A 22,429-nucleotide genomic window follows, 5' to 3' on the forward strand; every position below is an offset into this window, starting at 1 on the left:
AAGGCAATGCCTCTGCGCTCACTTCTTAGGCGTAGTAAATATCGAACAACGTCTGTAACTGCTCGACGAGCTCTTCGGCCGTCGATGACTCGATCGTGCTCCGTTCGACCATCGTGACGATATTGCCGTCTTCTAACAGCGCGATCGATGGTGACGACGGGGCGTAACCTTCGAAGTATTCACGGGCCCGGTCCGTCGCTTCACGGTCTTGACCCGCGAATACAGTCACGAACTGGTCCGGTTTGACGCCTTCCATCTTGTTCACGTACGCTGCTGCCGGACGAGCGATGCCACCAGCACAGCCACATACCGAGTTGACGAGCACGAGCGTTTTGCCTTCTTTTGTTAACGCCGCGTCGACTTCTTCCGGTGTCGTGAGTTCTGTGTACCCTGCAGCGCGTACCTCATTGCGAGCTTGTTCGACTACATCTTGAAAGTATAATTGAAAATCCATATTGTTTCCCCTTTCGACTTGCGTCTGTTCTTTCTTATTTTACGTCTAGTGGATCGGTTAGGACAAGTCTATCGCTCAATTGTCCTTCGAGGAACGGTGTCGCGTTCAACAGCGTCTTGAAGGCCACATAGCGGGCCCGCGCTTCAGCGGTCGCTTCCCTGTTCGTGAGATACGCCCGAATCAGGATGTTTTTCGGCGTGTGCTCCATATCGATGAACTCGAGCAGTTGCGCCTCATAGCCGACGAGTCCAAGTAATTCGGCCCGAATCGAATCGGTGGCGAGCGCCGCGAACCGTTCTTTGACGAGTCCATGCTGCAGCATGACGTCGAGGCTCGGCGCCTCGAGTTGACGATTCAATTCTTTTTGACAACAAGGGACGCTCAAGATGACTTTAGCTCCCCAGCGAACGGCCCGGGCGAGCGCCATGTCCGTCGCGACGTCACAGGCATGAAGCGTGACGACCATATCGACCGCCGTCTCGCCTTCGAACTCGTTGATGTCCCCGACGAGAAACTCGAGGCGCTCATAGCCGAGGTCACGGGCAATCCCGGCACATTCTTCGATGACTTCCTTCTTCAAATCGAGCCCGGTGATATGGACGTCATAGCCTTTCATCTCACGCAGGAAGTGATAGAGGGCGAACGTCAAATATGACTTCCCTGAGCCGAAGTCGAGAATCCGTATCGTCCGGTCGGTCGGCAAGTGTTTGATCGAGTCCTCGATAAATTCGAGGAAACGATTGATTTGCTTGAACTTGTCATACTTTTGGCGTTTCACTTTCCCATCCTCGGACTGGACGCCGAGGCGGATGAGGAACGGGACCGGTTCATCGAGCGGCAACACATACTGCTTCTCGCGGTTATGGCTCAGCTTCACTTGTTTGACGGCCGTCTCACGTTCCTTGAACGTCACTTTGAACTTTTTAGACAGTTGAAAGTGGACCTCGGACGCCGTCAACTGGAACTGACCTTGGCGGAACGTCTCGAGCAATTCATCGAGCTCGTTGACCGCCTCGTCCGGTGTGAGATTTTTATGTTTCATCACCCGTTCAAATTGGTATTCGAACTGTATATGGTACTCGCCTTTCAACAGGACCGGCTTCAATTTGACCCGGCGCAAATCGTTCGACTTATGACGCGGTTGGCTGATTGTCGCCGTCACGAGCTCGTTCTGGCGAATCACATCAGCGAGTCGCTGTTTTAACTCTGTATATTCCACTGCGTTCATCCTTTTTTCAATAGTTTCGAAACTTTTGTTCACGTGTATTCGTACATACTATTACACGAACACGTGCAAACGTCAAAGGAGGATTATTGTATGTTCAAAAAGTTATTATCATCGATTGGGATCGGTGCCGCGACGGTCGATACACGGCTCGCGGAGAACGCCTGTGTGCCAGGCGGGACGCTCGATGGTGTCGTCCATATCAAGGGCGGCAGCACCGAGCAATCGGTCGACCGGATTTACATCTTCTTCAACACGCTCTATAAGCATGAGGTGAACGACAAGACAACGTACTCGACGTTCACGATTGAGAAGATTTTGTTGAACGAGGCGCCGTTCATGATTGGTCCCGACGAAGTGAAAGAAATCCCGTTCACGATCGACGTGCCGTTCAACACGCCGATTTCGGTCAGCCAATCGAAATCGTGGATTGAGACCGGTCTCGATATCGCCCAGGCCGTCGACCCGAAAGACGAGGACTCGATTCTCGTCAAACCGAACCACGCTCAACAGGTCGTCCTCGACGTGCTCGACGACATCGGCTTCCGCTTGAAGAAGGCTGATACGGAGATGCTCCCGGCCCGCCATCGTTCCGGCCGTCTCCCGATTGCCCAAGAACTCGAATATTCACCGAACGGCACGAGCTATGGACGCAAACTCGATGAGCTCGAAGTCGTCATGCTCCAAACGGAGTCGTCTCTAGACTTATTGATTCAAGTCGACAAGAGCGTCCATAATCTCGGCAGCCTGTTCGCCGACTTGACGGGGACCGACGAGTCGACGCACCGTCTCAGCTATACGAACACCGAGCTCGCCTCGCCCGAACGGATTCGCCGCGATCTCGAGGCATTGATTGAACGTTCCATCTGAACCATGTTGCCACGGAAAATTCCGTGGCTTTTTTATTTTCCATATGAAAAATCCTGCCCTCGATCGAAGGCAGGACGTGAATCAATAGAGCGTATACGTGTCTGGGTCGATGGACTCGAGCGACTGTTTGATCGCCTGCAAGAATTGACCGGCGACGAGACCGTCGAGGACACGGTGGTCGACCGACATACACAAGTTGACCATATCACGCGCCGCGAACATCCCATTCACCCAAACGGGACGTTTCACGATCGACTCGACCGATAGGATGGCCGCTTGCGGATAGTTCAAAATCGGCGCCGATTGAATCGAACCGAACGCACCCGTATTGTTGATCGTGAACGTGCCACCGCGCATCTCGTCCGCTTTCAAACGGTTGCCGCGGGCACGCGCCGCCACGTCTTGAAGGGCGACAGCGAGCCCTTTGATGTTCTTCTCGTCCGCATGTTTGATGACCGGGACGTAGAGGGCGTCGTTCGCTGCGACGGCGACCGACAGATGGATATCTTGATGGACTTTGATGTGATCGCCCGCCCATTCCGAGTTCATCATCGGATGTTTTTTCAACGCCTCGATCGCCGCCTTCATGAAGAACGGCATGAATGTCAGTTTGACACCTTCGCGCTTGAAGAACTCGTCTTTCAACTTGGCCCGCGCTGAGACGAGGTTCGTCACATCGACCTCGATCATGAGCCACGCATGCGGGGCCTCATGTTTCGAGCGGACCATGTTGCTCGCGATCGCTTGACGGACACCGGCCGTCGGAATCAACTCGACGCGGTCCGTTGAGACGTCAGCAGAAGTCGTAGCAGCTGGCGTTACAGCCGGGGCAGCTGGCGTTACAGCCGGGGCAGCAACTGTTTCAGGCACTTCGAGCTTCACTTGGGTCATCGTCTCTTGGACTGGCGTCTGCGTCGCCGCTTCCGGTTTGACCGGACGACCTTCTGACAAGTAGCGGAGGACATCTTTGCGCGTGATGCGACCACCGAGGCCGCTGCCGTCGAGCTCGTTCAAGTCGATCGCATTCTCATTGGCGAGTCGGATGACCGCCGGCGAGAAACGTCCATTATTCTGTTTTCGGGGGGCGGCCGACGCGGCAGTGACCGCTTGCTTCGTCTCGACCGGGGCCGATTCGACTTGTGCCGGTTCTGCTTTCGGTTCTGCTTTTGCCGGTGTAGACTCGGCACCTTCGACTTCCATGATGAGGACTGGCGTGCCGACGGCGACCGTGTCCCCTTCACTGATTAACATTTCTTTCACGACGCCGGCACTCGTCGCCGGGATCTCAGCCGTCACTTTATCGGTCATGACCTCGGCGAGCGGCTCATACTCCTCGACGCGGTCACCTGGTTTGACGAGAAACGTCGTGATCGTCCCCTCGGTGACACTTTCCCCGAGCTGTGGCATTTTAATTGTCTGTTCCATATGACCCCTCCTTAAAAGGCGGCGAGCTGACGTGCCCGCTCCGCGATTTTTTCAGGGGAGACGATGAAGAATTTCTCCATCGGTGGTGCATACGGCATCGACGGAACGTCCGGTCCCGCCAGACGTTCGATCGGCGCATCGAGTTCAAATAGTGCTTTCTCAGCGATGATGGCCGCGACTTCCCCGATGATGCTGCCTTCTTTATTGTCCTCGGTGACGAGGAGCACTTTCCCGGTTTTCTTGACGGCTTCGACGATGGCGTCTTGGTCGAGCGGATAAATTGTGCGCAAATCGAGGATGTGCGTGCTGACCCCTTCGGCTTCAAGCGTCTTCGCCGCTTCCTGGGCCATGTGGACGCACAGACCGTACGTGATGATCGTGATATCGTCACCTTCTCGCTTGACGGCGGCCTTGCCGATCTCGACCGTATACTCTTCGGTCGGGAGTTCCGACTTCAATAGACGATACGCCCGTTTGTGCTCAAAGAAGAGAACCGGGTCATTCGAACGAATGGCTGCCTTAAGCAACCCTTTCGCATCGACCGGATCGGACGGGATGACGACCTTGAGTCCAGGCGTCGAGTTGAACATCGCCTCGACCGATTGAGAGTGATAGAGCGCACCATGGATTCCACCGCCGAACGGTGCACGGATGACCATCGGGCACGTCCAATCGTTATTTGAACGATAGCGGATTTTCGCCGCTTCCGAGACGATTTGGTTGACCGCCGGCATGATGAAGTCGGCGAATTGCATTTCGGCAATCGGACGCATGCCATACATGGCCGCTCCGATTCCGACACCTGCGATTGCGCTCTCGGCGAGTGGCGCATCGATGACGCGGTCCTCGCCGTACTTCTCAATCAAGCCTTGGGTCGCGCGGAACACACCGCCTCGGACGCCGACATCTTCCCCGAGCACGAAGACGTTCTCATCGCGTTCCATCTCTTCATGGATCGCTTCATTGATCGCTTCAATAAACGTTTTCATCACATTTCCTCCTCGTACACATGGTCCATCGTCGATTCAGGAGACGCATAGGGTGCCTTGTCGGCGTACGCAGTCGCCTCATTGACTTCACGATCGACGTTTGCCTCGATCTCTGCGAGTTCTTCCTCGGTCATGACGCCATCCTCAATCAAACGCTTCCGGAACAATTGATTCCCGTCGCGATTTTTAAGGTCAGCCAACTCTTCGAACGAGCGGTACGCTTTGTCATCGTCATCCGACGAGTGCGGTACGAGACGTTCGACTTCGGCTTCGATGAGCGTCGGGCCTTCGCCGCGAAGAGCGCGGTCGCGGGCTTCTTTCACGGCGACATAGACGGCAATCGGATCTGTCCCATCGACCGTGACGCCCGGCATCCCGTAACCTTTGGCGCGGTCCGATACACGCTCACAAGCGAGCTGCTTCGAGAGCGGTACCGAGATGGCATATTTGTTGTTCTCACAGAACAAGATGACCGGTAGCTTGTGGACACCGGCGAAGTTTGCACCTTCGTGGAAGTCGCCTTGGTTCGATGAGCCTTCTCCAAACGATACGAATGTGACGAGCTCTTCATTTTTCAGTTTGGCGGCGAGCGCTACACCGACCGCATGCGGTACTTGCGTCGTCACCGGAGACGAACCCGTCACGATGCGGTGCTGTTTTGAACCGAAATGCCCTGGCATCTGACGACCGCCCGAGTTCGGGTCTTCCGCCTTGGCGAACGCCGACAACATCAAGTCGCGAGCCGTCTGTCCGAAGTGGAGGACAACGGCGACATCGCGGTAATACGGGAGAATATAGTCCGTCCCTTTCTCAAGCGCGAACGCTGCCCCGACTTGGGCCGCCTCTTGTCCTTGACACGAGACGACGAACGGGATTTTTCCGGCACGGTTCAATTTCCACATGCGCTCATCGATTTTACGGGCGCGGACCATCGTCTCGTACATCGCACCGAGGTCTTGTTTCGTCAATCCTAGTTCCTCATATGAATTCACAGTCATCTGTTCCATTCTGTTTCCTCCTTAGGCGTGAATCGGTAATCCGTCAACGGCCAGTGCCGCTTCTTGGAACGCTTCGCTCAGCGCCGGGTGAGGATGGACGAGTTGGCCCATTTCCCATGCCGTGGCGTTCAAGACGAGAGCGAGTCCGCCTTCTGTGATCAGTTCTGTCGCTTTTGGCCCGACGATATGCACACCGAGCAGGTCGTCGGTCGACTTGTCGGACACGAGCTTGACGAATCCGTCCGCCGGTCCTTCGATGCGGGCCTTGCCGAGGCCGTTGAAACGATACGTGCCCGTCTTCACTTCATGACCGGCCGCTTTGGCCGCTTCCTCGGTCATGCCGACCGATGCGACTTCCGGCACCCCGTAGACGCAACGCGGGATCAACGCATAATCGAGCGGAGTCGGCTCGTGACCGAGAATCGTCTCGACCGCCTTGACACCTTCCGCTGAGGCGACATGGGCGAGCTGGAGCTTGCCGATGCAGTCCCCGATGGCGAAGATGTGACGTTCTTTCGTCCGATACTGCTCATCGACTTGGATGACACCGTTCTCGACGACAATCGATGTGTTCTGTAACCCGAGATGTTCCGTATTGGCGACCCGTCCGACCGAGACGAGCACACACTCGACCGAGATCGTCTCTTCGCCGACCGCGAGCGAGACGGCATCGGTTGCTACTTCTGTACGCTCCGGATCGACAGTGACGTTCTTCAACACACGGACGCCCCGTTTTTTCAGGAGTCGTTCGACTTCCCGTGACACCGCCTTGTCTTCGAGCGGCAACAGTCGCTCTCCGACTTCGATCAAGGTGACGTCAACGTCGAGGTCGATGAGCATCGAGGCCCATTCGACACCGATGACCCCACCGCCAACGATGGCGATCGATGCCGGCAACTGTTCGAATTGGAGCAGGTCGTCCGAGTTTAAAATCCGTGTATGGTCAAACGGCAGACCAGGCAGTTCGCGCGGAATCGACCCCGTCGCGATGATGAGCTGGTTCGGCAAGATGAGCTCAGACTCGCCCGAGCTGTCCTCGACCGCGACCGTTCCCGGCTGCGGCGAGAAGATGCTCGGCCCTAAAATCGAGGCCTTGCCGCGGAATACCTCGATCTTGCCTTGTTTCATCAAGTGCTCGATGCCTTTCTCAAGCCCTGCGACCAAATCGCGTTTGAACGACTGGGCGCGTTCCATGTTGAACGTGACCGTTCCCGTCTCGACGCCGTAGGCGCTCCCATGTTTCGCCGTCTGATAGACGTGGGCCGCTTTCAACAACGCCTTCGTCGGGATGCAGCCTTTATGTAGACATGTCCCGCCGAGTTTCTCGGCCTCCACGATTGCGACAGTTTTACCGGCTTGGGCCGCCTTGATGGCCGCGACATATCCGCCAGGACCGCCGCCGATGACGACGATCTCAAATTCTCGTGCCATGTGTATCCCCCTCATATTCTCGAACTGCTTCTTCTTGTCGGATGGCCCGGAGTGCGCCTTCGGCGAGTGCCTTCAACTCATCTTCACCAGGATAGATGTGGACCGGCGCCAAATAGCCGACGCGCGCACTGATTTGCTCGGTCAGCCAAGTCGAATAGGCGATGCCGCCCGTCAACAGAATCGCGTCGACGTCACCAAATAAGGTGGCGCCATGTTTGGCGATCTCTTGGGCGACCCGGTACGCCATCGTCTCGTAAAGGAGTGCGGCTTGCTCATCACCGTCTGCCATCCGCTGTTCGATCTCGATCGCGTCGAACGTCCCGAGGTGGGCAAACAAACCTCCGCGTCCGACGATTTTTTGTTTCATTTCCGACTCTTTATACCTGGTACTATAACATAGTTCTACTACCTGTCCAACAGGAATCGAACCGGCTCGTTCCGGCGCGAGCGGTCCGTCGCCATCGAGTCCGTTGTTCACATCGATGACCGTCCCTTTGGCATGGGCGCCAACCGTGATGCCGCCTCCGAGGTGAGCGATGATTAGGTTGAGTTCTTTGTAATCGCTTCCATTTTCGGCGGCAAAACGCTTCGCGACCGCTTTTTGGTTCAAGGCGTGGAAGATGCTGCGTCGGTTGATTTCAGGCATTCCGGTTGGTCGCGCGAGCGGTCCGAGCTCGTCGACGACTACTGGGTCAACGATAAAATTCGGTACTTGAAATAACTCACCGAGCTTGTGGGCGAGCAAACCGCCCAAGTTCGAGGCGTGCATGCCGAAACGTCCGCTCGCCAAGTCTTCCTGCATGAGCGGATTGACGGCGTACGTCCCCGACGTCATCGGGGCAAGCAAGCCACCGCGACCGACGATCGCGGACAAGTCCTCGCCCGCGATGCCCGTCTCGGCCAACAAGGCTCGTACTTCCCGTTCCCGATGCGAAAGTTGCTTCGGAATTGACAATCCTGTGACGTCGGCCCCATGACGGACGGTCCGAGACATGATCTCGACCGCTCCGTCAAACAAGCCGACCTTCGTCGAAGTCGAACCAGGGTTGATGGCAAGAATGAGCTGTCTTGTCATTTTAGCGACCACCTAACAGACTCTTTTCGACTTTCAAGAACTGGCTGCGTGAACGTGCCATCATCTGAATGCGCTCTTCAGCCATCTTCTCGGCCGCGACGTGGGTCGGTACCCCGTCCCGTTCGGCAATCTCGAAGACGCGCTGCATGTTGTCGTAAATGAGCTCGACTTTCTTCATCGCCCGCTCGCGGTTATAGCCTTCGAGCTCGTCGGCCACGTTGATGACACCGCCCGCGTTGATGACGAAGTCTGGGGCGTAAAGGATACCGCGCTCCTCGAGCACGTCCCCGTGACGATCCTCAGCGAGCTGGTTGTTCGCCGCTCCGGCGACGATTTGGGCTTTGAGCATCGGAATCGTCTTATCATTGATGACCGCACCGAGCGCACACGGGGCGAAGATGTCACAATCGACCGCATAAATCTCGTCCGGCTTGACGACCGTCGCGCCGAAGTCCGTCTCGGCCCGTTTGAGCGCCTCTTCGTTGATGTCGGTGACGACCAAGTGTGCCCCTTCTTCATGTAAATGGCGGCACAAGTTATAGGCGACGTTCCCGACCCCTTGGACGGCGACCGTCTTGCCGGCGAGCGAATCCGAACCGAACTTCCATTTCGCTGCCGCCTTCATGCCGCGATACACGCCATACGCCGTCACCGGTGATGGGTTGCCGCTCGATCCGAACGCCGGGCTGACACCGGTCACGTAATCCGTTTCCATGTGGATGAAGTCCATATCGGCGACCGACGTATTGACGTCCTCGGCCGTGATGTAGCGCCCGCTGAGCGATTGCACGTAACGACCGAATGCACGGAACAACGCCTCTGATTTGTCCGTCTTCGCATTGCCGATGATGACGGCCTTCCCGCCACCAAGGTTGAGTCCCGCCGCCGCGTTCTTATACGTCATCCCTTTGGCGAGACGGAGAACGTCCGTGAGCGCCTCTTCTTCTGAAGCGTAGTTCCACATCCGCAGCCCCCCGAGAGCCGGTCCGAGCGTCGTATCATGAATCGCGATAATCGCTTTCAATCCCGATGCCTGATCTTGACAGAAGACGATTTGCTCATAGTCTTCAGCCTGTAAGACGTCGAAAATACGAAAGCGTGGTTCCATGTTAGTTTCCATCATTGATGATTCCTCCATATGCGTAGTTTATTTTTTGGCGTGCAGTAATGCGAACGCGAGTGAGTACAGCTTGGCCTCGGCCGTATCGGCCCGACTCGTCAAGACGACCGGGGCGGCCGCGCCGACGACGATGGCCGCCACACTTGCTCCAGCAAAGTACATCATCGACTTATAAAGGACGTTGCCGACCTCTATGTATGGGACGAGCAATAGGTCGGCTTGTCCGGCGACGTCGCTGGCGATGCCTTTCTGTTTGGCCGCGACCATGTCGACGGCGTTATCGAGCGCGAGCGGCCCGTCGACGATACAACCTTTGATTTGTCCGCGCCGGTTCATCTGACTGAGCAGTGCGGCGTCCAGTGTCGCCGTCATCTGCGGATTGACGACTTCGACCGCCGCGATGGCGGCCACTTTCGGCGACGCGTAACCGATGTCATGCATCGCCGCCACGGCGTTATGAATGATGTCGACTTTTTCATCGAGTGTCGGCGCGATATGGATCGCCGCGTCGGTCACCCCGATCAGCCGGTCCCGATTCGGGATTTGGAACAGGGCGATATGGCTGAGCGTCCGGTTCGTCCTCAGCCCCGTCTCCCGGCTGAGCACGGCTTTCATGAACGTCGACGTCGCGACCATTCCTTTCATGAGCACATCGGCTTCCCCCATTTTGACGGCGAGTGTGGCCCGTTTGGCAATCTCTTTGTCGCCTTTGACGTGGATGATGTCGACCGCGTCCTCGTCGATGCCGTGATCATCACACAATCGTTTAATCTCACGGGCCTCCCCCATCAGTTTGAACCGAGACAATCCGTGATCGGTCGCGAGCTTGACGGCGCGGATGACTTCTACGTCGGCCGCCCCGGCGATCGAGACGGTGCGCCCGTTCAGTTGTTTCGCTTGTTCGAGCATCCGTTCAAAATTCATGCGTGTCCCCCCTTGCCTGTCTTCACTTACTATCATGCAAGATTGTTTCCATTTTTGAAAGCGCTTTAACCAGTTGCATATTACGCACATTATTGCATGGTATGAAAAAAAGTGCAGGTAATTTATTGCAGACGTTCAAGTTTATTATACAGCGTTCGGATCGAGATGTGTAATCGACGAGCCGCTTCCGACTTGTTGCCGTCCGCTTCCTCGATCGCCCGTTCAATCAAATCTCGTTCGTAACGTGCGACGGCGTCTTGCAAGGAAAGCGCGTCGGTCGGTCGTGTCGACGGGACACGGGCCGAGAGTTGAAGATGGTGCGGGGCGATCCACTGTTCGCTGCTCGCCATATAGATCATCGCCCGGCCGAGCACGTTCTCGAGTTCACGGACGTTGCCTTTCCAGTATTGGCTCTTCAGCAGTTCGGTCGCCTCACGGTTCACACCGCGCACACTGCGGCCGTACTCTTGATTCAATTTACGGACGATGCGCTCACAGAGCGGCTCGACTTCTTCAAGCCGGTCCCGGAGCGGCGGAATATGAATCGGCATCCGATTGATCCGATAGTACAAGTCTTCACGGAACGTGCCGTCCGCCACTTTCTGTTCGAGGTCGGCGTTCGTCGCCGCGATGATGCGGACGTCGACCGGAATCGCATTCGTGCCCCCGACCCGGACGATCTCATGTTCCTGCAGGACACGGAGGAGTTTGACTTGGACGTCGACCGGCAGTTCGCCAATTTCGTCTAAGAAGAGTGAGCCGCCATCGGCCTCTTCGAAATAGCCGACCTTCCCACCACGTTTCGCCCCACTGAAGGCACCGTCCTCATAACCGAACAACTCACTCTCGAGGAGCGTCGGGGAGATGGCCGCGCAATTGACGCGGACGAATTTCTTATATTTACGCGGGGACTCACCGTGGATGGCGTGGGCGAACAGTTCCTTGCCCGTCCCCGACTCCCCGCGAATGAGGACGGTGACCGGCGTGACCGCGGCGAGGCGGGCCTGTTCGATGACGAAGCGCATCGCGTCGCTCGACGCGATGATGTCGGCGAACTGGTATTTCGCCTCAAGGTTGCGGATACGCGTCTTCGCTTCTTGCAGCTCGTCACGGAGCGCCCGGATTTGGGAGACGTCCCGGATCACACCGACCGACCCGCGCAGTTTCCCTTCGACGATAATCGGTTCGGCATTGACGAGAATGTCGCGCCGCGTCGCCCCGATTTGCATCCGGATATCGCGGACTCCTTGCCCGGTCGACAGCACTTTCAAGTGAACGCTCTCCTGCATGCCGATGTCGGCCGTCGCCGGCTTATCGACGACGTCTTCTTTCTTGAATCCCGTCAGTCGCGTATAGGACGGGTTGATTAAAATCGTATTCCCGTTGTGGTCGGCGACCGAGATCGCCTCGCTCGTACAGTCGATGATCGCCTCGAGCATCTGTTGGTTTTGCTTCAGCCGTTCGACGACGATACGGATGAACTCCCCGGGCAAGACGACCGCGTCCGCAAAATGTTCTTTCAACTCATCAAACGTCTCAGAGCGTCCGGTCGTCTCGATCACGAAATCGAGACGTGTTGCAGCACATACCCGCCAATCCCCCGCCGTCATAATCCCGTGGTTGCGCGCGAGCTGCACGCCTTCGGCCATCGCTTCCGGGTCGATGACGGCGACGACGGTGACGAGCGGCGAGTCGAGCAACATCTTCAACACCTCGGTCCCGCCTTTCCCCGCACCGACAATCATCAATCGTTTATTCATTCTAATATCCCCCATTTTACCGTTCTGCATCCATGCTACTGAACCTGAACTGATTTCGCAACCTCACAAAAAAGGCCGTGTCGAGCTATGTATTTTCTGTTAAAATAATGAGTGTTAAGGAGGAGATCCTATGCGTATCATCGCACTGCTGATCTTGATCATCCCTGGCCTACTTGGTGTCTATGGCATCAAGTTGCTTCGCGACAGTTTCTTCCTCAAAACGAGCGTCCCATTCTCTTGGATCGAGTCGGTGGCAGCCGCCTCCATGCTCCAAGGAACGTTCGGGCTGTTGATCGCGATGGGCGGGATCGGTTTTGTGGCAGGTTATATCTTCAATCGTGACAAGAAAACAGGCAAAGTCCCGCGAATAGATTCTTGAACACAAAAAAAGGTTCCCTAACTTGACTTCATTTCAAGTGCGGAACCTTTTTATTCGTATTGAATTGTGATCACTACGGATGATCTCCTCTCCTACTTGCTACAATCTTGTGACATGAGGTCCAATGGTCTTCTTAATGAAGAAGTTTGAAAGAAATTAGTAACTGCCGTCTTGCGTGAACGGAAACGTACCCATTCGAGTTACTAACAAATAGTCATCGGGTCATGTCGAACCATCCATCGTGAAGTCGAACGCTTGCCATAAACTGTTCAACGGTTGACAACACTCCTTTTGGTCAACTGAACGATTCGTTTTCCCCGAACACGGTCCCTAGCTTCGAACCGATGCCGGAATCGCCTCGCGAATGAGCGTACGTCGCGACCTCTCGTCGGGACGATGACGATTTGAGATGTCGTTCCCACCTCTGAGCTATTGACGGATAGCGGTCCGAGATGATTTCTTGCTCTAACCTGTTCCGGAACACGTTAGAAAGCGTTCATCTGACGCTCGTCCAAGTAACTTGGTACACCTTTATTATAACAAGTTCCGGCAATTTTGCAAGCGCTTTCTTTCACAATATTAAAGAAAATCAGGAGGAGAACCCCCTGATCGGTCATTTCTGTTTAAACGATTGATACGTGACGAAATATGAAATGAATTCAGAGTTTTTCGGACTGCGCTCGCGCTCAGGCCGGCCATCGAACATCTCATGGTCGCGCATCCCGTTCTCCCATGCCGTCTTGATGGCATGGCGCATCGCTCGCTCGACACGGGACGACGTCGTCTCATGCTCTTTCGCGATCATCGGATACAGTTCCTTCGTGATCAATCCGAGCAGCTCTTGGCGCTCCCGGACGTAGACGACGGCTTGACGAATATATTTGAACCCTTTGATGCGCGGTGAAATCCCGAGTTGTTGCAACAACAGCGAGATATCGAGTTCTTCCGGCGACATCGCCTCGAATTCTCGGCTCGAACCAGCGGCGAGTTCGCGGATTTTCGTGATCAATTGTTGAATGTTGAACGGCTTGACCAAAAAGTAAGAAGCGCCGAGTTGAACTGCCTGTTTCGTCACTTCATCTTTCCCGAACGCACTGAGCATGATCACTTCCGGTTTGGCATGAGCCAATTCCGTCTGTAACCGTTCGAGGACGCCGATGCCGTCCAGGTGCGGCATGATGATGTCGAGCAGCAGCACGTCCGGCTGGTGTGTCTTGACGACGTCTAAGCATGCCTCGCCGTCGTAGGCGGTCCCGACGACTTTTAAGTCGTCCTCGGACTCGAGTTGTCGGGTCAACAAGTCGACGATTTCTCGATTGTCGTCCGCGATGCATAATGTGATCAATTAAGACACCCCTTCGATAAACTTCCGTTTTAATTGGAGAGACATAGTGAGCAGTTCCTCCACATGTTGTTTCGTCAAATCCGTCATCTGCGCCCCGGCGATCATGCGCCCGAGCTCATCGACTCGTTCGGCATGACCGAGCGTGGAGACGTTCGTCTTCGTGCGATCATCCGTCTCCGTCTTCGTGATGTACAAGTGCTGATCCGCCATGGCGGCCACTTGAGCCAAATGGGTGATACAGAGCACTTGTGAGCCGACCGACAGACGGAAGATCTTCTCACCCATCGCTTGGGCGACCCGTCCTGAGACACCCGTATCCACTTCATCGAAAATGATCGACGCGACGCCGACCGTTCGCGAGAAAATCGACTTCAAGGCGAGCATGACGCGGGACAATTCTCCGCCGGAGGCCACTTTGGCGAGCGGCTTGAAAGGCTCCCCGACGTTCGTCATCATATAGAATTCGACTTGATCGAGCCCGTCCGCCTTGAACGGTCCTTCTTTGAACCGAACTTCGAACTGGGTCTTCTCCATATATAATTCTTTCAATTCACGCTGAATCGCCTTCTCGAGCTCGGTAGCCGCTTGTTTACGGGCCGCCGATAGCGCCAGCCCGGACGTACGTACTTTTTGTTCGAGCTGGGCGAGCCGGTCCGATAGTTCTTGCAAATGTTCTTCCCGATTCGTCATCGATTTTAACTCATCAGCAATTTTTTCCCCGTACGTGATGACCTCGTCGATCGTGGCCCCGTATTTCCGCTTCAGCTGTTGGAACAAAGCGAGCCGCGTCTCGATCTCATCGAGCCGGATCGGGTCGAATTCGAGCGAGTCGAGCTGGTCACGCAACTGAAATTTCGCGTCTTCGAGCAAGAAGTAAGCGTTCGAGATCGTCTCGGCCATCGGCGCGAGCGATGTCGACAATGCGGAGGCTTCCTCCATCTCGCGCATGGCGATGCCGATCTGGTCGAGCCCTTTCGCCTCATCCGCGACCGCCTCATACGATAACCGGACGTGCTGATGAATCCGCTCGAAGTTGGCGAGCTCGTTCCGTTCCTCCGTGAGCGCCTGTTCTTCACCGACTTTCAGCTCGGCCGCCTCGATCTCATTCGTCTGGAACGCGAGCAAGTCCATGCGTTGGGCCAACTCTTGTTCACTTTGACTCAACCGTTTCAACTCATCGGCGACGTTTTTCCAATCGACGTAAGCCTCGCGATATCGCTCGAGGAGCGGGGCGAGCTCGGATTCGGCAAAGCTGTCCAAAATACCGAGATGGTACTCGGCATCCATCAAGTGCTGATGCTCGTGCTGGCCATGGATATCGACGAGCAGTCGGCCGAGTTCGCGTAGCGTCGATAGCGGCATCATCTTGCCGTTGACCCGGCAAACGCTCTTTCCGCTGCTATGTAAGTCGCGGCGTAAAATGACGGTCCCTTCTTCGATCTCGATCCCGTATTGGGTCGCCGCCTCGAGGATCGGGTGGTCCGGTTCGACGATGAACAGCCCTTCGATCTCCGCCTTGTCTTGACCGTAACGGACGAACTCGCTCGAGCCGCGTCCCCCGACGAGCAAACCGATGGCGTCGAGTAAGATTGACTTCCCGGCCCCGGTCTCCCCTGTCAATACGGTCATCCCACGTTTGAACGTGATATTCAGTTCATCGATGATCGCAAATTGTTTGATCGATAGTTCTGCTAACATACGATAATTCACCTCATAACATTCCGAGTAGTCGTTCGATGATTCGTTTCGCCTGGTCTTCGTCACGGGCGATCATCAAAATCGTGTCGTCTCCACATACCGTTCCAATCAGCTCGTCCCATGACAAATGATCGATCAAGACACCGATCGCATCCGCATTGCCCGGCAACACTTTCATGACGACCAAGTTTTGAGCCGAGTCGACCGAGACGAAGCTGTCACCGAGGATCCGCTTCATCTTGCCGTACGGATTGAAGCGTTGATCGGCCGGGAGACTATACTTATAGCGACCGTCGTTGAGCGGCACTTTCACGAGATGAAGTTCTTTGATATCCCGCGAAACTGTCGCTTGCGTCACCGGATAGCCGGAGCGGTGGAGCTCATCGACGAGCTCGTCTTGTGTCTCGATTTCACGATTGGTCACGATTTCTCGAATTTTAATCAAGCGCTGTCCTTTGTTCATACTCGCTGACACCTCATTTTATGTTTCGCATACTCAGTATCATTCTAAAGTATTGTCGAAAAAAGGTCTAGCTTTCGCGGGATGAATTCCCTGGATCGGCGAGCGGACACAAAAAAAACTGCAGACAAGACGTCTGCAGCTCAAGCGTTCTTCTTCAATTGCGCGTGGGCGGCGTCGATGACCGCGTCCACGTCGATGGCTGGGTCGACACTGCCGACGCCGGTGAAACGGGCGAACAATAAGAACTCGATATTCCCATCCCCACCGGTGATCGGCGAGAAGTCGAGTCCCGCAACTTCGAACCCTTCCGAGGCGAAGTAACGGACCATGTCGTCGACGACCCGTTCATGGATGGCACGGTCCCGGACGATGCCTTTCTTGCCGACATCGGCCTTCCCGGCCTCAAATTGCGGTTTGACGAGCGCCATGACGATGCCGTTAGGCTTCAAAATCGTCTTCAACGGCGGAATCATGAGCCGAAGCGAGATAAATGAGACGTCAATCGTCGCAAAGTCCGGCGCCACCGGAAACTGGTCCGCGGTCGCATGGCGGAAGTTCATCCGCTCCATGACGACGACACGATCATCGCTCCGCAGCTTCCATGCCAATTGGTTATAACCGACGTCGACGGCATACATCTGCGCAGCGCCGTTTTGGAGCGCGCAATCAGTAAACCCGCCTGTCGATGAACCGATATCGATGCCGATGTTACCAGCCACATCGAACGGGAAGACTTGGAGCGCTTTTTCAAGCTTCAGTCCCCCCCGTCCGACGTATGGCAACACTTGGCCTTTCACTTCGAGCGGGATGTCGTCAAACACTTTGTCCCCCGCCTTATCAAGCCGTTCGGTCCCACTATAGACGAGACCGGCCATGACGGCCCGTTTCGCTTTCTCTCTCGTCTCCGCTAACCCGCGGTCGACGAGGAGTACATCTAATCTAGTTTTCTTTCGTTTTTCCATAGTTCCTCACACATTCTGTCGATTTGTCACTTGAACGAACTGCTGAACCGAGTCAGCGATTTGCGTCGGACGGAGCCCGATTTCTTCGAGCAATTGATTGACGCCGCCGTGTTCGATATAGCGGTCCGGAATGCCAAGTCGGAGCACACGCGGGAACTGCCCGGCATCGCTCGCATGTTCGAGCACACTGCTGCCGAAACCTCCGGCGAGCGCCGCTTCCTCTAACGTGACGAGCGGGATGCCTTCCGCGTATAGAGCGGAGAGCATGACGTCGTCGAGCGGTTTGATCGTACGAGCGTTGATGACACGGACGCTCACTTGCCCTTCAAGCAGTGCACGCACTTCAAGCGCGTCTTGCACTTGTGGACCGAACGTCAAGATGGCGACATCCGTTCCGTCCGCGACCGTCTCCCAGACGTCGAGCGGCAATTCGCGGAGCGTTTCGCTCATCGGTGTCCCGATTCCTTCGCCGCGCGGGAAACGGACGGCGATTGGACCGTCATCATACTTCAGCGCCGAATAGACGAGATGTTGCAATTCCTCTTCGTCTTTCGCCATCAAGATGCGAATGTTCGGCACGTGGCGCATAAAGGCGATATCGAACACGCCTTGGTGCGTCTCCCCGTCCGCTCCGACGAGACCAGAACGATCGATCGTGAAGACGACGTTCAAGTTTTGACGGCAAATGTCGTGCACGAGCTGATCATAGGCGCGTTGGAAGAACGTCGAATAAATCGAGACGACCGGCTTCAAGCCTTGTGTCGCCTGTCCTCCGGCCAATGTGACTGCATGTTGCTCGGCAATGCCGACGTCAAACATCCGCTCCGGGAATTGCTTGTTGAAGCAATCGAGTTTCGAGCCGACGCTCATCGCTGGTGTGATGAGTGTCACGCGCTCGTCCGTCTCGGCGACTTTCGTGATCGTCTCAGCGACGACCTTCGAATAGCTCGGTCCTTTGACCTTGCCTTTGATGACTTCTCCCGACTCGATTTTATACGGTCCGAGACCGTGCCACGTGCCGACACCATCGAGTTCGGCCGGACGATAGCCCTTGCCTTTTTTCGTGATGACGTGAACGATGACCGGTCCATCAATTTTCTTGGCGTACTCGAGCGTCTCGAGCAGATCGCGTAAATCGTGACCGTCCGTCGGTCCGAAGTACGTGAATCCGAGCTCTTCGAAGAACGTCCCTGGGATGAGCGCTGATTTCAGCATATCCTTCACGCGTTCCCCGCTCCGTTCGAGCGAGTTGCCGACGATCGGGATATGTTTGATGAGCGTCTCGACTTCCTCACGGGCGTGTTTCAGTTTACGTGACGACCGCATCCGGCCGAGCATGTTGTGCATCGCGCCGACGTTCGGCGCGATCGACATCTCGTTATCGTTCAAGATGACGATGACATTTTGTTTCTCGGCGCCGATATGGTTGAGCGCTTCGAGCGCCATTCCCCCAGTGAGCGCCCCGTCCCCGATGATGGCGATGGCCCGGTCGTTCGAGCGTCCTTTCAACTCGTTCGCGATGGCGATTCCCATCGCGGCCGATAAGGACGTCGAGCTGTGCCCCGTCTCCCAGACGTCATGATCGCTCTCACAACGCTTCGGGAATCCGCATAAGCCGTTGTATTGACGCAGCGTATCGAACTGACTCGTTCGTCCTGTCAAGATTTTGTGGACGTACGCTTGATGCCCCACGTCCCATACGAGTTGGTCTTTCGGACTGTCAAATACACGGTGCAAGGCAAGCGTCAATTCGACAACCCCTAGGTTTGGTCCCAAGTGCCCTCCCGTTTCAGCCAATTTTTCAATCAAAAACCGTCTGATGTCTGCGCCGAGCGCTTCTAACTCGGGTACCGACATCTTTTTTAAGAATGACGGGTCTTGAATGGATGTCAAGTCCATGATGACCATCCTTTCTCCTGTCGTATTACTGATTCGTACCTTACATTTTACAAGAATGTGTCCATAGATGCTATACATTCACAAAAACAAAGGTGACACGATGTGCTCATCGTGTCACCGAGATTAATGATTGCGTCGTACGACGAAGTCGAGAAGCTCCCGTAAAAGCGGGGCCTCGACCGAAAGTTCGGCCAGTGCGGCCTCACTTTCCGTGACTTCTTGTTCCAGCGCTTTTTTCGCTCCATCGAGACCGAGCAGTTTCGGATACGTCGCTTTATCGTTTCCTTCGTCCGAACCGACTCGTTTCCCGATGAGCGCCTCGTCTCCTTCGACGTCTAAAATATCATCTTGGATTTGGAAGGCGACCCCGAGATGTTTTCCGAACCGTGCGAGCGCCTGACGATCCGTCTCGGAAGCGTCCGAAAGGATGGCCCCCGCTTCAAGGGCATACACGAGAAGCGCCCCAGTCTTCCGCTCATGGATTGATTGCAGAGTCGACAGTGTCACACCGCTCCGTTTTTCAGCGAGCATGTCATCGAGCTGACCGCCGACCATGCCGGCGCTGCCTGCCGCTTCACTGAACCGTGTCATGAGGGCGACGACTTTCGTCGCTTCCAAATCGAGCCGTGCGATGAGATGAAACGCATCCGTCAGCAAGGCGTCGCCTGCGAGAATCGCGGTCGCCTCATCGAACTGACGATGGTTCGTCGGACGCCCGCGACGGACGTCATCGTCATCCATCGCCGGAAGGTCATCATGGATGAGCGAGTATGTGTGGACCATCTCGAGGGCGACGGCCGCTTCATGCCCGAGCGCCCGCGGACGGCCGTATGTATCGAGGACGGCATAAAGAAGGGCCGGACGAATCCGTTTCCCCCCCGCCTCGAGGGAGTATGTCATCGATTGAAACAAGCGCTCCGGCATCAGAGACGGATCGAGCAAGCGACGCGTCGCCTGTTCGACCTCTTCTTTCCATGCCTGTAGATGGACCTGCACGCTCATACGGTCCCTCCTTTTTCACGGAGCGTCCCGTCGAGTTCAAGAATTTCGTCCATTTTTTGTTCCGCCGCCGTCAATTTGGTCTGACAGAGGGCAGACAATCGTACGCCTTCCTCGTAAAGGGTCATCGCTTCTTCAAGGGCGACTTCTCCCGTCTCGAGTTGTGTCACGATTTCCTCGAGCCGTGCGAGCGCCGCTTCAAACGTCAGTTCTTCTTGTTTCTTCGCCATCGTGTCTCTCCTTCACTTCCGCGACGGCATGGCCATCCCGAAATCGGATCGTCACCAGGCCGTCATGTAGTTGTTTGACATCTTTCACGTACGTCCCGTCCTGTTCGACGAACGTGTATCCTCTCGCGAGCACGGCGAGCGGGCTGACAGATTGCAATCGTCCTGCCAACTGTGCGAATTGACCCGCCGGTCTCTCGAGAGGTCGAATGCGTTCTAACCGTCCTTCATATTGCCGGAAACGGTCGTCTTGCGTTCGGAACACTTGCATCAGATTGCGGACGTCGAGGCGTTGGGACGACGCTGCGAAACGGTGCCGCGCGTGCGTCACTTGTTTCGTGGCACTCTGTTCGAGCCGAATCTCGGCCTGGGCGAACCGCTCTCGCTTTTGAATGATCGTATAGCGGGGCGACTTGAGGCCGTAACTGTTTTTCATGCGCTCGACACGTTCGCGAAGCGAGGCCATTTGCGTCGTCACGACCCGCGTGAGTGCGCGACTTAAACGCTCCACATCTTTTCGTTGCGCTTCGATCGTTGCCGTCGCGAGCTCCGCCGCCGCTGTCGGAGTGGCAGCCCGTACGTCGGCGACGAAATCAGCCAACGTAAAATCTGTCTCGTGCCCGACGGCCGAAATGACAGGAATCTCGGAGTGGTAAATCGCTTCGACGACGACATCCTCGTTGAACGCCCACAATTCCTCGATCGATCCACCTCCGCGTCCGACAATCAATACATCGCAGTCGGTGCGTTCATTCATCCACCGAATCGCACTCGCCACTTGCGGAGCGGCTTGTTCACCTTGGACTGCGACAGGAGCGAACGTGATGGCCACGTGCGGTGCCCGCCGTCTAAGCGTCGTCGCGATATCGTGCAAGGCTGCGCCTTTCGGAGACGTGATGATTCCGATGCGCTCAGGGAACGCCGGTAGCGGACGTTTCCGTTCCGCCGCGAACCAGCCCTTCGCCTCGAGCTCACGTTTTCGTGCCTCATAGCGTTCGAACAAGATGCCGATGCCGTCTTGCCGCATGAGCTCGACGTACAATTGAACATCACCGGTCGACTCATACATCGTCACTCGAGCGACGACGACCACGTTCATCCCGTCCGTAGGTTCAAAGTTGAGCGTGCGGGCATCTCGTGAGAACATGACCGCCTTCATGCGGGACGATTCGTCTTTCAGTGTGAAATAGCAGTGCCCTGAGGCGTACCGTTTAAAGTTCGAGATTTCGCCGATGACGGCGACTTGTTGCAACACCGGGTCACCGTCGAGTTGACGTTTCACATAACGGACGACTTCAGAGACTTGAATCGGATTAGCCACGTGAGGCGACCTCGACCGTATTGTGCATGAGCATCGTGATCGTCATCGGACCGACACCACCCGGAACCGGGGTGATGGCGCCAGCGACGTCGCGGACCCCATCAAAGTCAACATCTCCGACGAGACGGCTGTCGACGCGGTTGACACCGACATCGATGACGATCGCTCCCGGTTTGACCATCTCGTTCGTGACGAGACCGGCCCGACCGACGGCGACGATCAAAATGTCGGCTTGACGCGTCATCGCACCGAGATCGACCGTTTTCGAGTGACAGTATGTCACCGTGGCCGACTCGTTCAAAAACAGCATCCCGACAGGTTTCCCGACGATTTGGCTGCGACCGACGACGACGACGTGTTTACCGACGAGGTCAGTCTGTGTCTTGACGAGATGGAGAATTCCGTGCGGCGTGCACGGCAACAGTGTCTCGAGACCGAGCATCATCTTCCCGACGTTGGTCGGATGGAACCCATCCACATCCTTGTCTGACGAGATGCGCATGATGACACGGTTCTCATCGATATGCTTCGGTAGCGGCAATTGAACGAGGATGCCATGGAGCTCGTCGTCCTCGTTCATCGAATCAATCAGTTCGAGCACTTCACGTTCCGAGATCGTCTCATCGAAACGAATCACTTGTGAATCGATCCCGATCTCAGCTGCTGCCCGTTCTTTACCCCGGACGTAGCTGTGGCTCGCCGGATCATCCCCGATTAAAATGACTTTCAGTTTCGGAACGATGCCGCGCGCACGAAGCGCACTGACCCGTTCTTTCAACGTTTCCCGATATGATGCTGCGATTTGTTTCCCGTCGATCACTACTGCCATCTCTCTCATCCCCCGTTGTTTTAGGTTTCTCTGTAG

At 55.8% G+C, this 22,429-nt stretch carries 21 protein-coding genes; 2 read left to right on the forward strand and 19 right to left on the reverse strand.

Going from position 1 to position 22,429, the window contains the following annotated elements:
* Nucleotides 1–25: 25 nt before the first annotated feature.
* Nucleotides 26–454, reverse strand: a complete 429-nt coding sequence (locus KNP74_RS01510) for a BrxA/BrxB family bacilliredoxin (RefSeq protein WP_034777946.1) — start codon at nt 452–454, stop codon at nt 26–28.
* A gap of 34 nt (nt 455–488) precedes the next feature.
* Nucleotides 489–1,673, reverse strand: coding sequence for a class I SAM-dependent methyltransferase (locus KNP74_RS01515; protein ID WP_214763213.1), 1,185 nt, complete (start codon nt 1,671–1,673; stop codon nt 489–491).
* 99 nt (nt 1,674–1,772) lie between these two features.
* On the opposite strand from KNP74_RS01515, the gene KNP74_RS01520 reads away from it, so the two are divergent.
* Nucleotides 1,773–2,549 carry a sporulation protein gene (locus KNP74_RS01520; protein ID WP_138859284.1) on the forward strand — a complete coding sequence of 259 codons (777 nt, stop codon included), beginning with the start codon at nt 1,773–1,775 and terminating at the stop codon, nt 2,547–2,549.
* Nucleotides 2,550–2,630: 81 nt separating this feature from the next.
* Here KNP74_RS01520 and KNP74_RS01525 read toward each other — a convergent pair whose 3' ends face one another.
* From KNP74_RS01525 to KNP74_RS01560, 8 genes are all read right to left on the reverse strand, one after another.
* Nucleotides 2,631–3,974: a dihydrolipoamide acetyltransferase family protein gene (locus KNP74_RS01525; RefSeq protein WP_138859283.1), complete on the reverse strand. Its 1,344-nt coding sequence runs from the start codon at nt 3,972–3,974 to the stop codon at nt 2,631–2,633.
* An 11-nt stretch (nt 3,975–3,985) separates the two neighbouring features.
* A complete protein-coding gene (locus KNP74_RS01530) occupies nt 3,986–4,963 on the reverse strand; it encodes an alpha-ketoacid dehydrogenase subunit beta (protein WP_034777955.1) in 978 nt (325 codons plus the stop codon).
* Nucleotides 4,963–5,961 (reverse strand): thiamine pyrophosphate-dependent dehydrogenase E1 component subunit alpha, encoded by a 999-nt coding sequence (locus tag KNP74_RS01535; RefSeq protein ID WP_138860292.1) that lies wholly within the window; start codon nt 5,959–5,961, stop codon nt 4,963–4,965. Before KNP74_RS01535 ends, KNP74_RS01530 begins: the two co-directional genes overlap by 1 nt.
* Before the next feature lie 21 nt (nt 5,962–5,982).
* Nucleotides 5,983–7,392 (reverse strand): dihydrolipoyl dehydrogenase, encoded by a 1,410-nt coding sequence (gene lpdA, locus KNP74_RS01540; RefSeq protein ID WP_214763214.1) that lies wholly within the window; start codon nt 7,390–7,392, stop codon nt 5,983–5,985.
* The gene (gene buk, locus KNP74_RS01545) at nt 7,376–8,467 is read right to left on the reverse strand and encodes a butyrate kinase (RefSeq protein ID WP_138859280.1); all 1,092 of its coding nucleotides are present in this window, start codon (nt 8,465–8,467) and stop codon (nt 7,376–7,378) included. Before buk ends, lpdA begins: the two co-directional genes overlap by 17 nt.
* Nucleotide 8,468: 1 nt before the next feature.
* Nucleotides 8,469–9,590 carry a Glu/Leu/Phe/Val family dehydrogenase gene (locus KNP74_RS01550; RefSeq protein WP_214711448.1) on the reverse strand — a complete coding sequence of 374 codons (1,122 nt, stop codon included), beginning with the start codon at nt 9,588–9,590 and terminating at the stop codon, nt 8,469–8,471.
* Between the two features lie 24 nt (nt 9,591–9,614).
* Nucleotides 9,615–10,511 carry a phosphate butyryltransferase gene (yqiS, locus tag KNP74_RS01555; protein ID WP_214706117.1) on the reverse strand — a complete coding sequence of 299 codons (897 nt, stop codon included), beginning with the start codon at nt 10,509–10,511 and terminating at the stop codon, nt 9,615–9,617.
* A 122-nt stretch (nt 10,512–10,633) separates the two neighbouring features.
* Nucleotides 10,634–12,271: a sigma 54-interacting transcriptional regulator gene (locus tag KNP74_RS01560; RefSeq protein ID WP_138859277.1), complete on the reverse strand. Its 1,638-nt coding sequence runs from the start codon at nt 12,269–12,271 to the stop codon at nt 10,634–10,636.
* 130 nt (nt 12,272–12,401) lie between these two features.
* Here KNP74_RS01560 and KNP74_RS01565 point away from each other — a divergent pair, with 130 nt between their 5' ends.
* Nucleotides 12,402–12,650: a DUF2627 family protein gene (locus tag KNP74_RS01565; protein WP_034777970.1), complete on the forward strand. Its 249-nt coding sequence runs from the start codon at nt 12,402–12,404 to the stop codon at nt 12,648–12,650.
* Between the two features lie 613 nt (nt 12,651–13,263).
* Here KNP74_RS01565 and spo0A read toward each other — a convergent pair.
* The 9 genes from spo0A to KNP74_RS01610 form a co-directional block, all read right to left on the reverse strand.
* Nucleotides 13,264–13,995, reverse strand: a complete 732-nt coding sequence (gene spo0A / locus KNP74_RS01570; RefSeq protein WP_138859276.1) for a sporulation transcription factor Spo0A — start codon at nt 13,993–13,995, stop codon at nt 13,264–13,266.
* On the reverse strand, nt 13,996–15,693 hold the full coding sequence (gene recN, locus KNP74_RS01575; RefSeq protein WP_214711447.1) for a DNA repair protein RecN: 1,698 nt from the start codon (nt 15,691–15,693) through the stop codon (nt 13,996–13,998).
* A gap of 13 nt (nt 15,694–15,706) precedes the next feature.
* Entirely contained in the window at nt 15,707–16,156 is a 450-nt protein-coding gene (gene ahrC / locus KNP74_RS01580; protein ID WP_021067696.1) for a transcriptional regulator AhrC/ArgR, read from the reverse strand.
* A 140-nt stretch (nt 16,157–16,296) separates the two neighbouring features.
* On the reverse strand, nt 16,297–17,118 hold the full coding sequence (locus KNP74_RS01585; protein WP_034777976.1) for a TlyA family RNA methyltransferase: 822 nt from the start codon (nt 17,116–17,118) through the stop codon (nt 16,297–16,299).
* Nucleotides 17,119–17,124: 6 nt separating this feature from the next.
* On the reverse strand, nt 17,125–19,017 hold the full coding sequence (dxs, locus tag KNP74_RS01590; RefSeq protein ID WP_214720373.1) for a 1-deoxy-D-xylulose-5-phosphate synthase: 1,893 nt from the start codon (nt 19,015–19,017) through the stop codon (nt 17,125–17,127).
* A 123-nt stretch (nt 19,018–19,140) separates the two neighbouring features.
* Nucleotides 19,141–20,019 carry a polyprenyl synthetase family protein gene (locus KNP74_RS01595; protein ID WP_214711445.1) on the reverse strand — a complete coding sequence of 293 codons (879 nt, stop codon included), beginning with the start codon at nt 20,017–20,019 and terminating at the stop codon, nt 19,141–19,143.
* Nucleotides 20,016–20,246: an exodeoxyribonuclease VII small subunit gene (gene xseB, locus KNP74_RS01600; RefSeq protein WP_034777980.1), complete on the reverse strand. Its 231-nt coding sequence runs from the start codon at nt 20,244–20,246 to the stop codon at nt 20,016–20,018. The genes KNP74_RS01595 and xseB overlap by 4 nt, the downstream gene beginning before the upstream one ends.
* Nucleotides 20,215–21,564 carry an exodeoxyribonuclease VII large subunit gene (xseA, locus tag KNP74_RS01605; protein WP_214763215.1) on the reverse strand — a complete coding sequence of 450 codons (1,350 nt, stop codon included), beginning with the start codon at nt 21,562–21,564 and terminating at the stop codon, nt 20,215–20,217. The genes xseB and xseA overlap by 32 nt, the downstream gene beginning before the upstream one ends.
* Nucleotides 21,557–22,393 carry a bifunctional 5,10-methylenetetrahydrofolate dehydrogenase/5,10-methenyltetrahydrofolate cyclohydrolase gene (locus KNP74_RS01610; RefSeq protein WP_214763216.1) on the reverse strand — a complete coding sequence of 279 codons (837 nt, stop codon included), beginning with the start codon at nt 22,391–22,393 and terminating at the stop codon, nt 21,557–21,559. Before KNP74_RS01610 ends, xseA begins: the two co-directional genes overlap by 8 nt.
* Between the last annotated feature and the right edge of the window lie 36 nt (nt 22,394–22,429).

It is taken from the genome of Exiguobacterium sp. s141, assembly GCF_018618085.1.
In the GTDB taxonomy this organism is placed as follows: domain Bacteria; phylum Bacillota; class Bacilli; order Exiguobacteriales; family Exiguobacteriaceae; genus Exiguobacterium; species Exiguobacterium mexicanum_A.

Coding starts and splice junctions, on each gene's coding strand:
- lpdA (WP_214763214.1), bottom strand. CDS start 7,392: ATGGCACGAGAATTTGAGATCGTCGTCATCGGCGGCGGTCCTGGCGGA.
- KNP74_RS01595 (WP_214711445.1), bottom strand. CDS start 20,019: ATGAGCGTGCAGGTCCATCTACAGGCATGGAAAGAAGAGGTCGAACAG.
- buk (WP_138859280.1), bottom strand. CDS start 8,467: ATGACAAGACAGCTCATTCTTGCCATCAACCCTGGTTCGACTTCGACG.
- KNP74_RS01510 (WP_034777946.1), bottom strand. CDS start 454: ATGGATTTTCAATTATACTTTCAAGATGTAGTCGAACAAGCTCGCAAT.
- KNP74_RS01525 (WP_138859283.1), bottom strand. CDS start 3,974: ATGGAACAGACAATTAAAATGCCACAGCTCGGGGAAAGTGTCACCGAG.
- KNP74_RS01520 (WP_138859284.1), top strand. CDS start 1,773: ATGTTCAAAAAGTTATTATCATCGATTGGGATCGGTGCCGCGACGGTC.
- KNP74_RS01530 (WP_034777955.1), bottom strand. CDS start 4,963: ATGAAAACGTTTATTGAAGCGATCAATGAAGCGATCCATGAAGAGATG.
- KNP74_RS01535 (WP_138860292.1), bottom strand. CDS start 5,961: ATGACTGTGAATTCATATGAGGAACTAGGATTGACGAAACAAGACCTC.
- xseB (WP_034777980.1), bottom strand. CDS start 20,246: ATGGCGAAGAAACAAGAAGAACTGACGTTTGAAGCGGCGCTCGCACGG.
- KNP74_RS01560 (WP_138859277.1), bottom strand. CDS start 12,271: ATGAATAAACGATTGATGATTGTCGGTGCGGGGAAAGGCGGGACCGAG.
- KNP74_RS01565 (WP_034777970.1), top strand. CDS start 12,402: ATGCGTATCATCGCACTGCTGATCTTGATCATCCCTGGCCTACTTGGT.
- dxs (WP_214720373.1), bottom strand. CDS start 19,017: ATGGACTTGACATCCATTCAAGACCCGTCATTCTTAAAAAAGATGTCG.
- KNP74_RS01550 (WP_214711448.1), bottom strand. CDS start 9,590: ATGATGGAAACTAACATGGAACCACGCTTTCGTATTTTCGACGTCTTA.
- ahrC (WP_021067696.1), bottom strand. CDS start 16,156: ATGAACAAAGGACAGCGCTTGATTAAAATTCGAGAAATCGTGACCAAT.
- KNP74_RS01610 (WP_214763216.1), bottom strand. CDS start 22,393: ATGGCAGTAGTGATCGACGGGAAACAAATCGCAGCATCATATCGGGAA.
- recN (WP_214711447.1), bottom strand. CDS start 15,693: ATGTTAGCAGAACTATCGATCAAACAATTTGCGATCATCGATGAACTG.
- KNP74_RS01585 (WP_034777976.1), bottom strand. CDS start 17,118: ATGGAAAAACGAAAGAAAACTAGATTAGATGTACTCCTCGTCGACCGC.
- yqiS (WP_214706117.1), bottom strand. CDS start 10,511: ATGAATTTTGAACGGATGCTCGAACAAGCGAAACAACTGAACGGGCGC.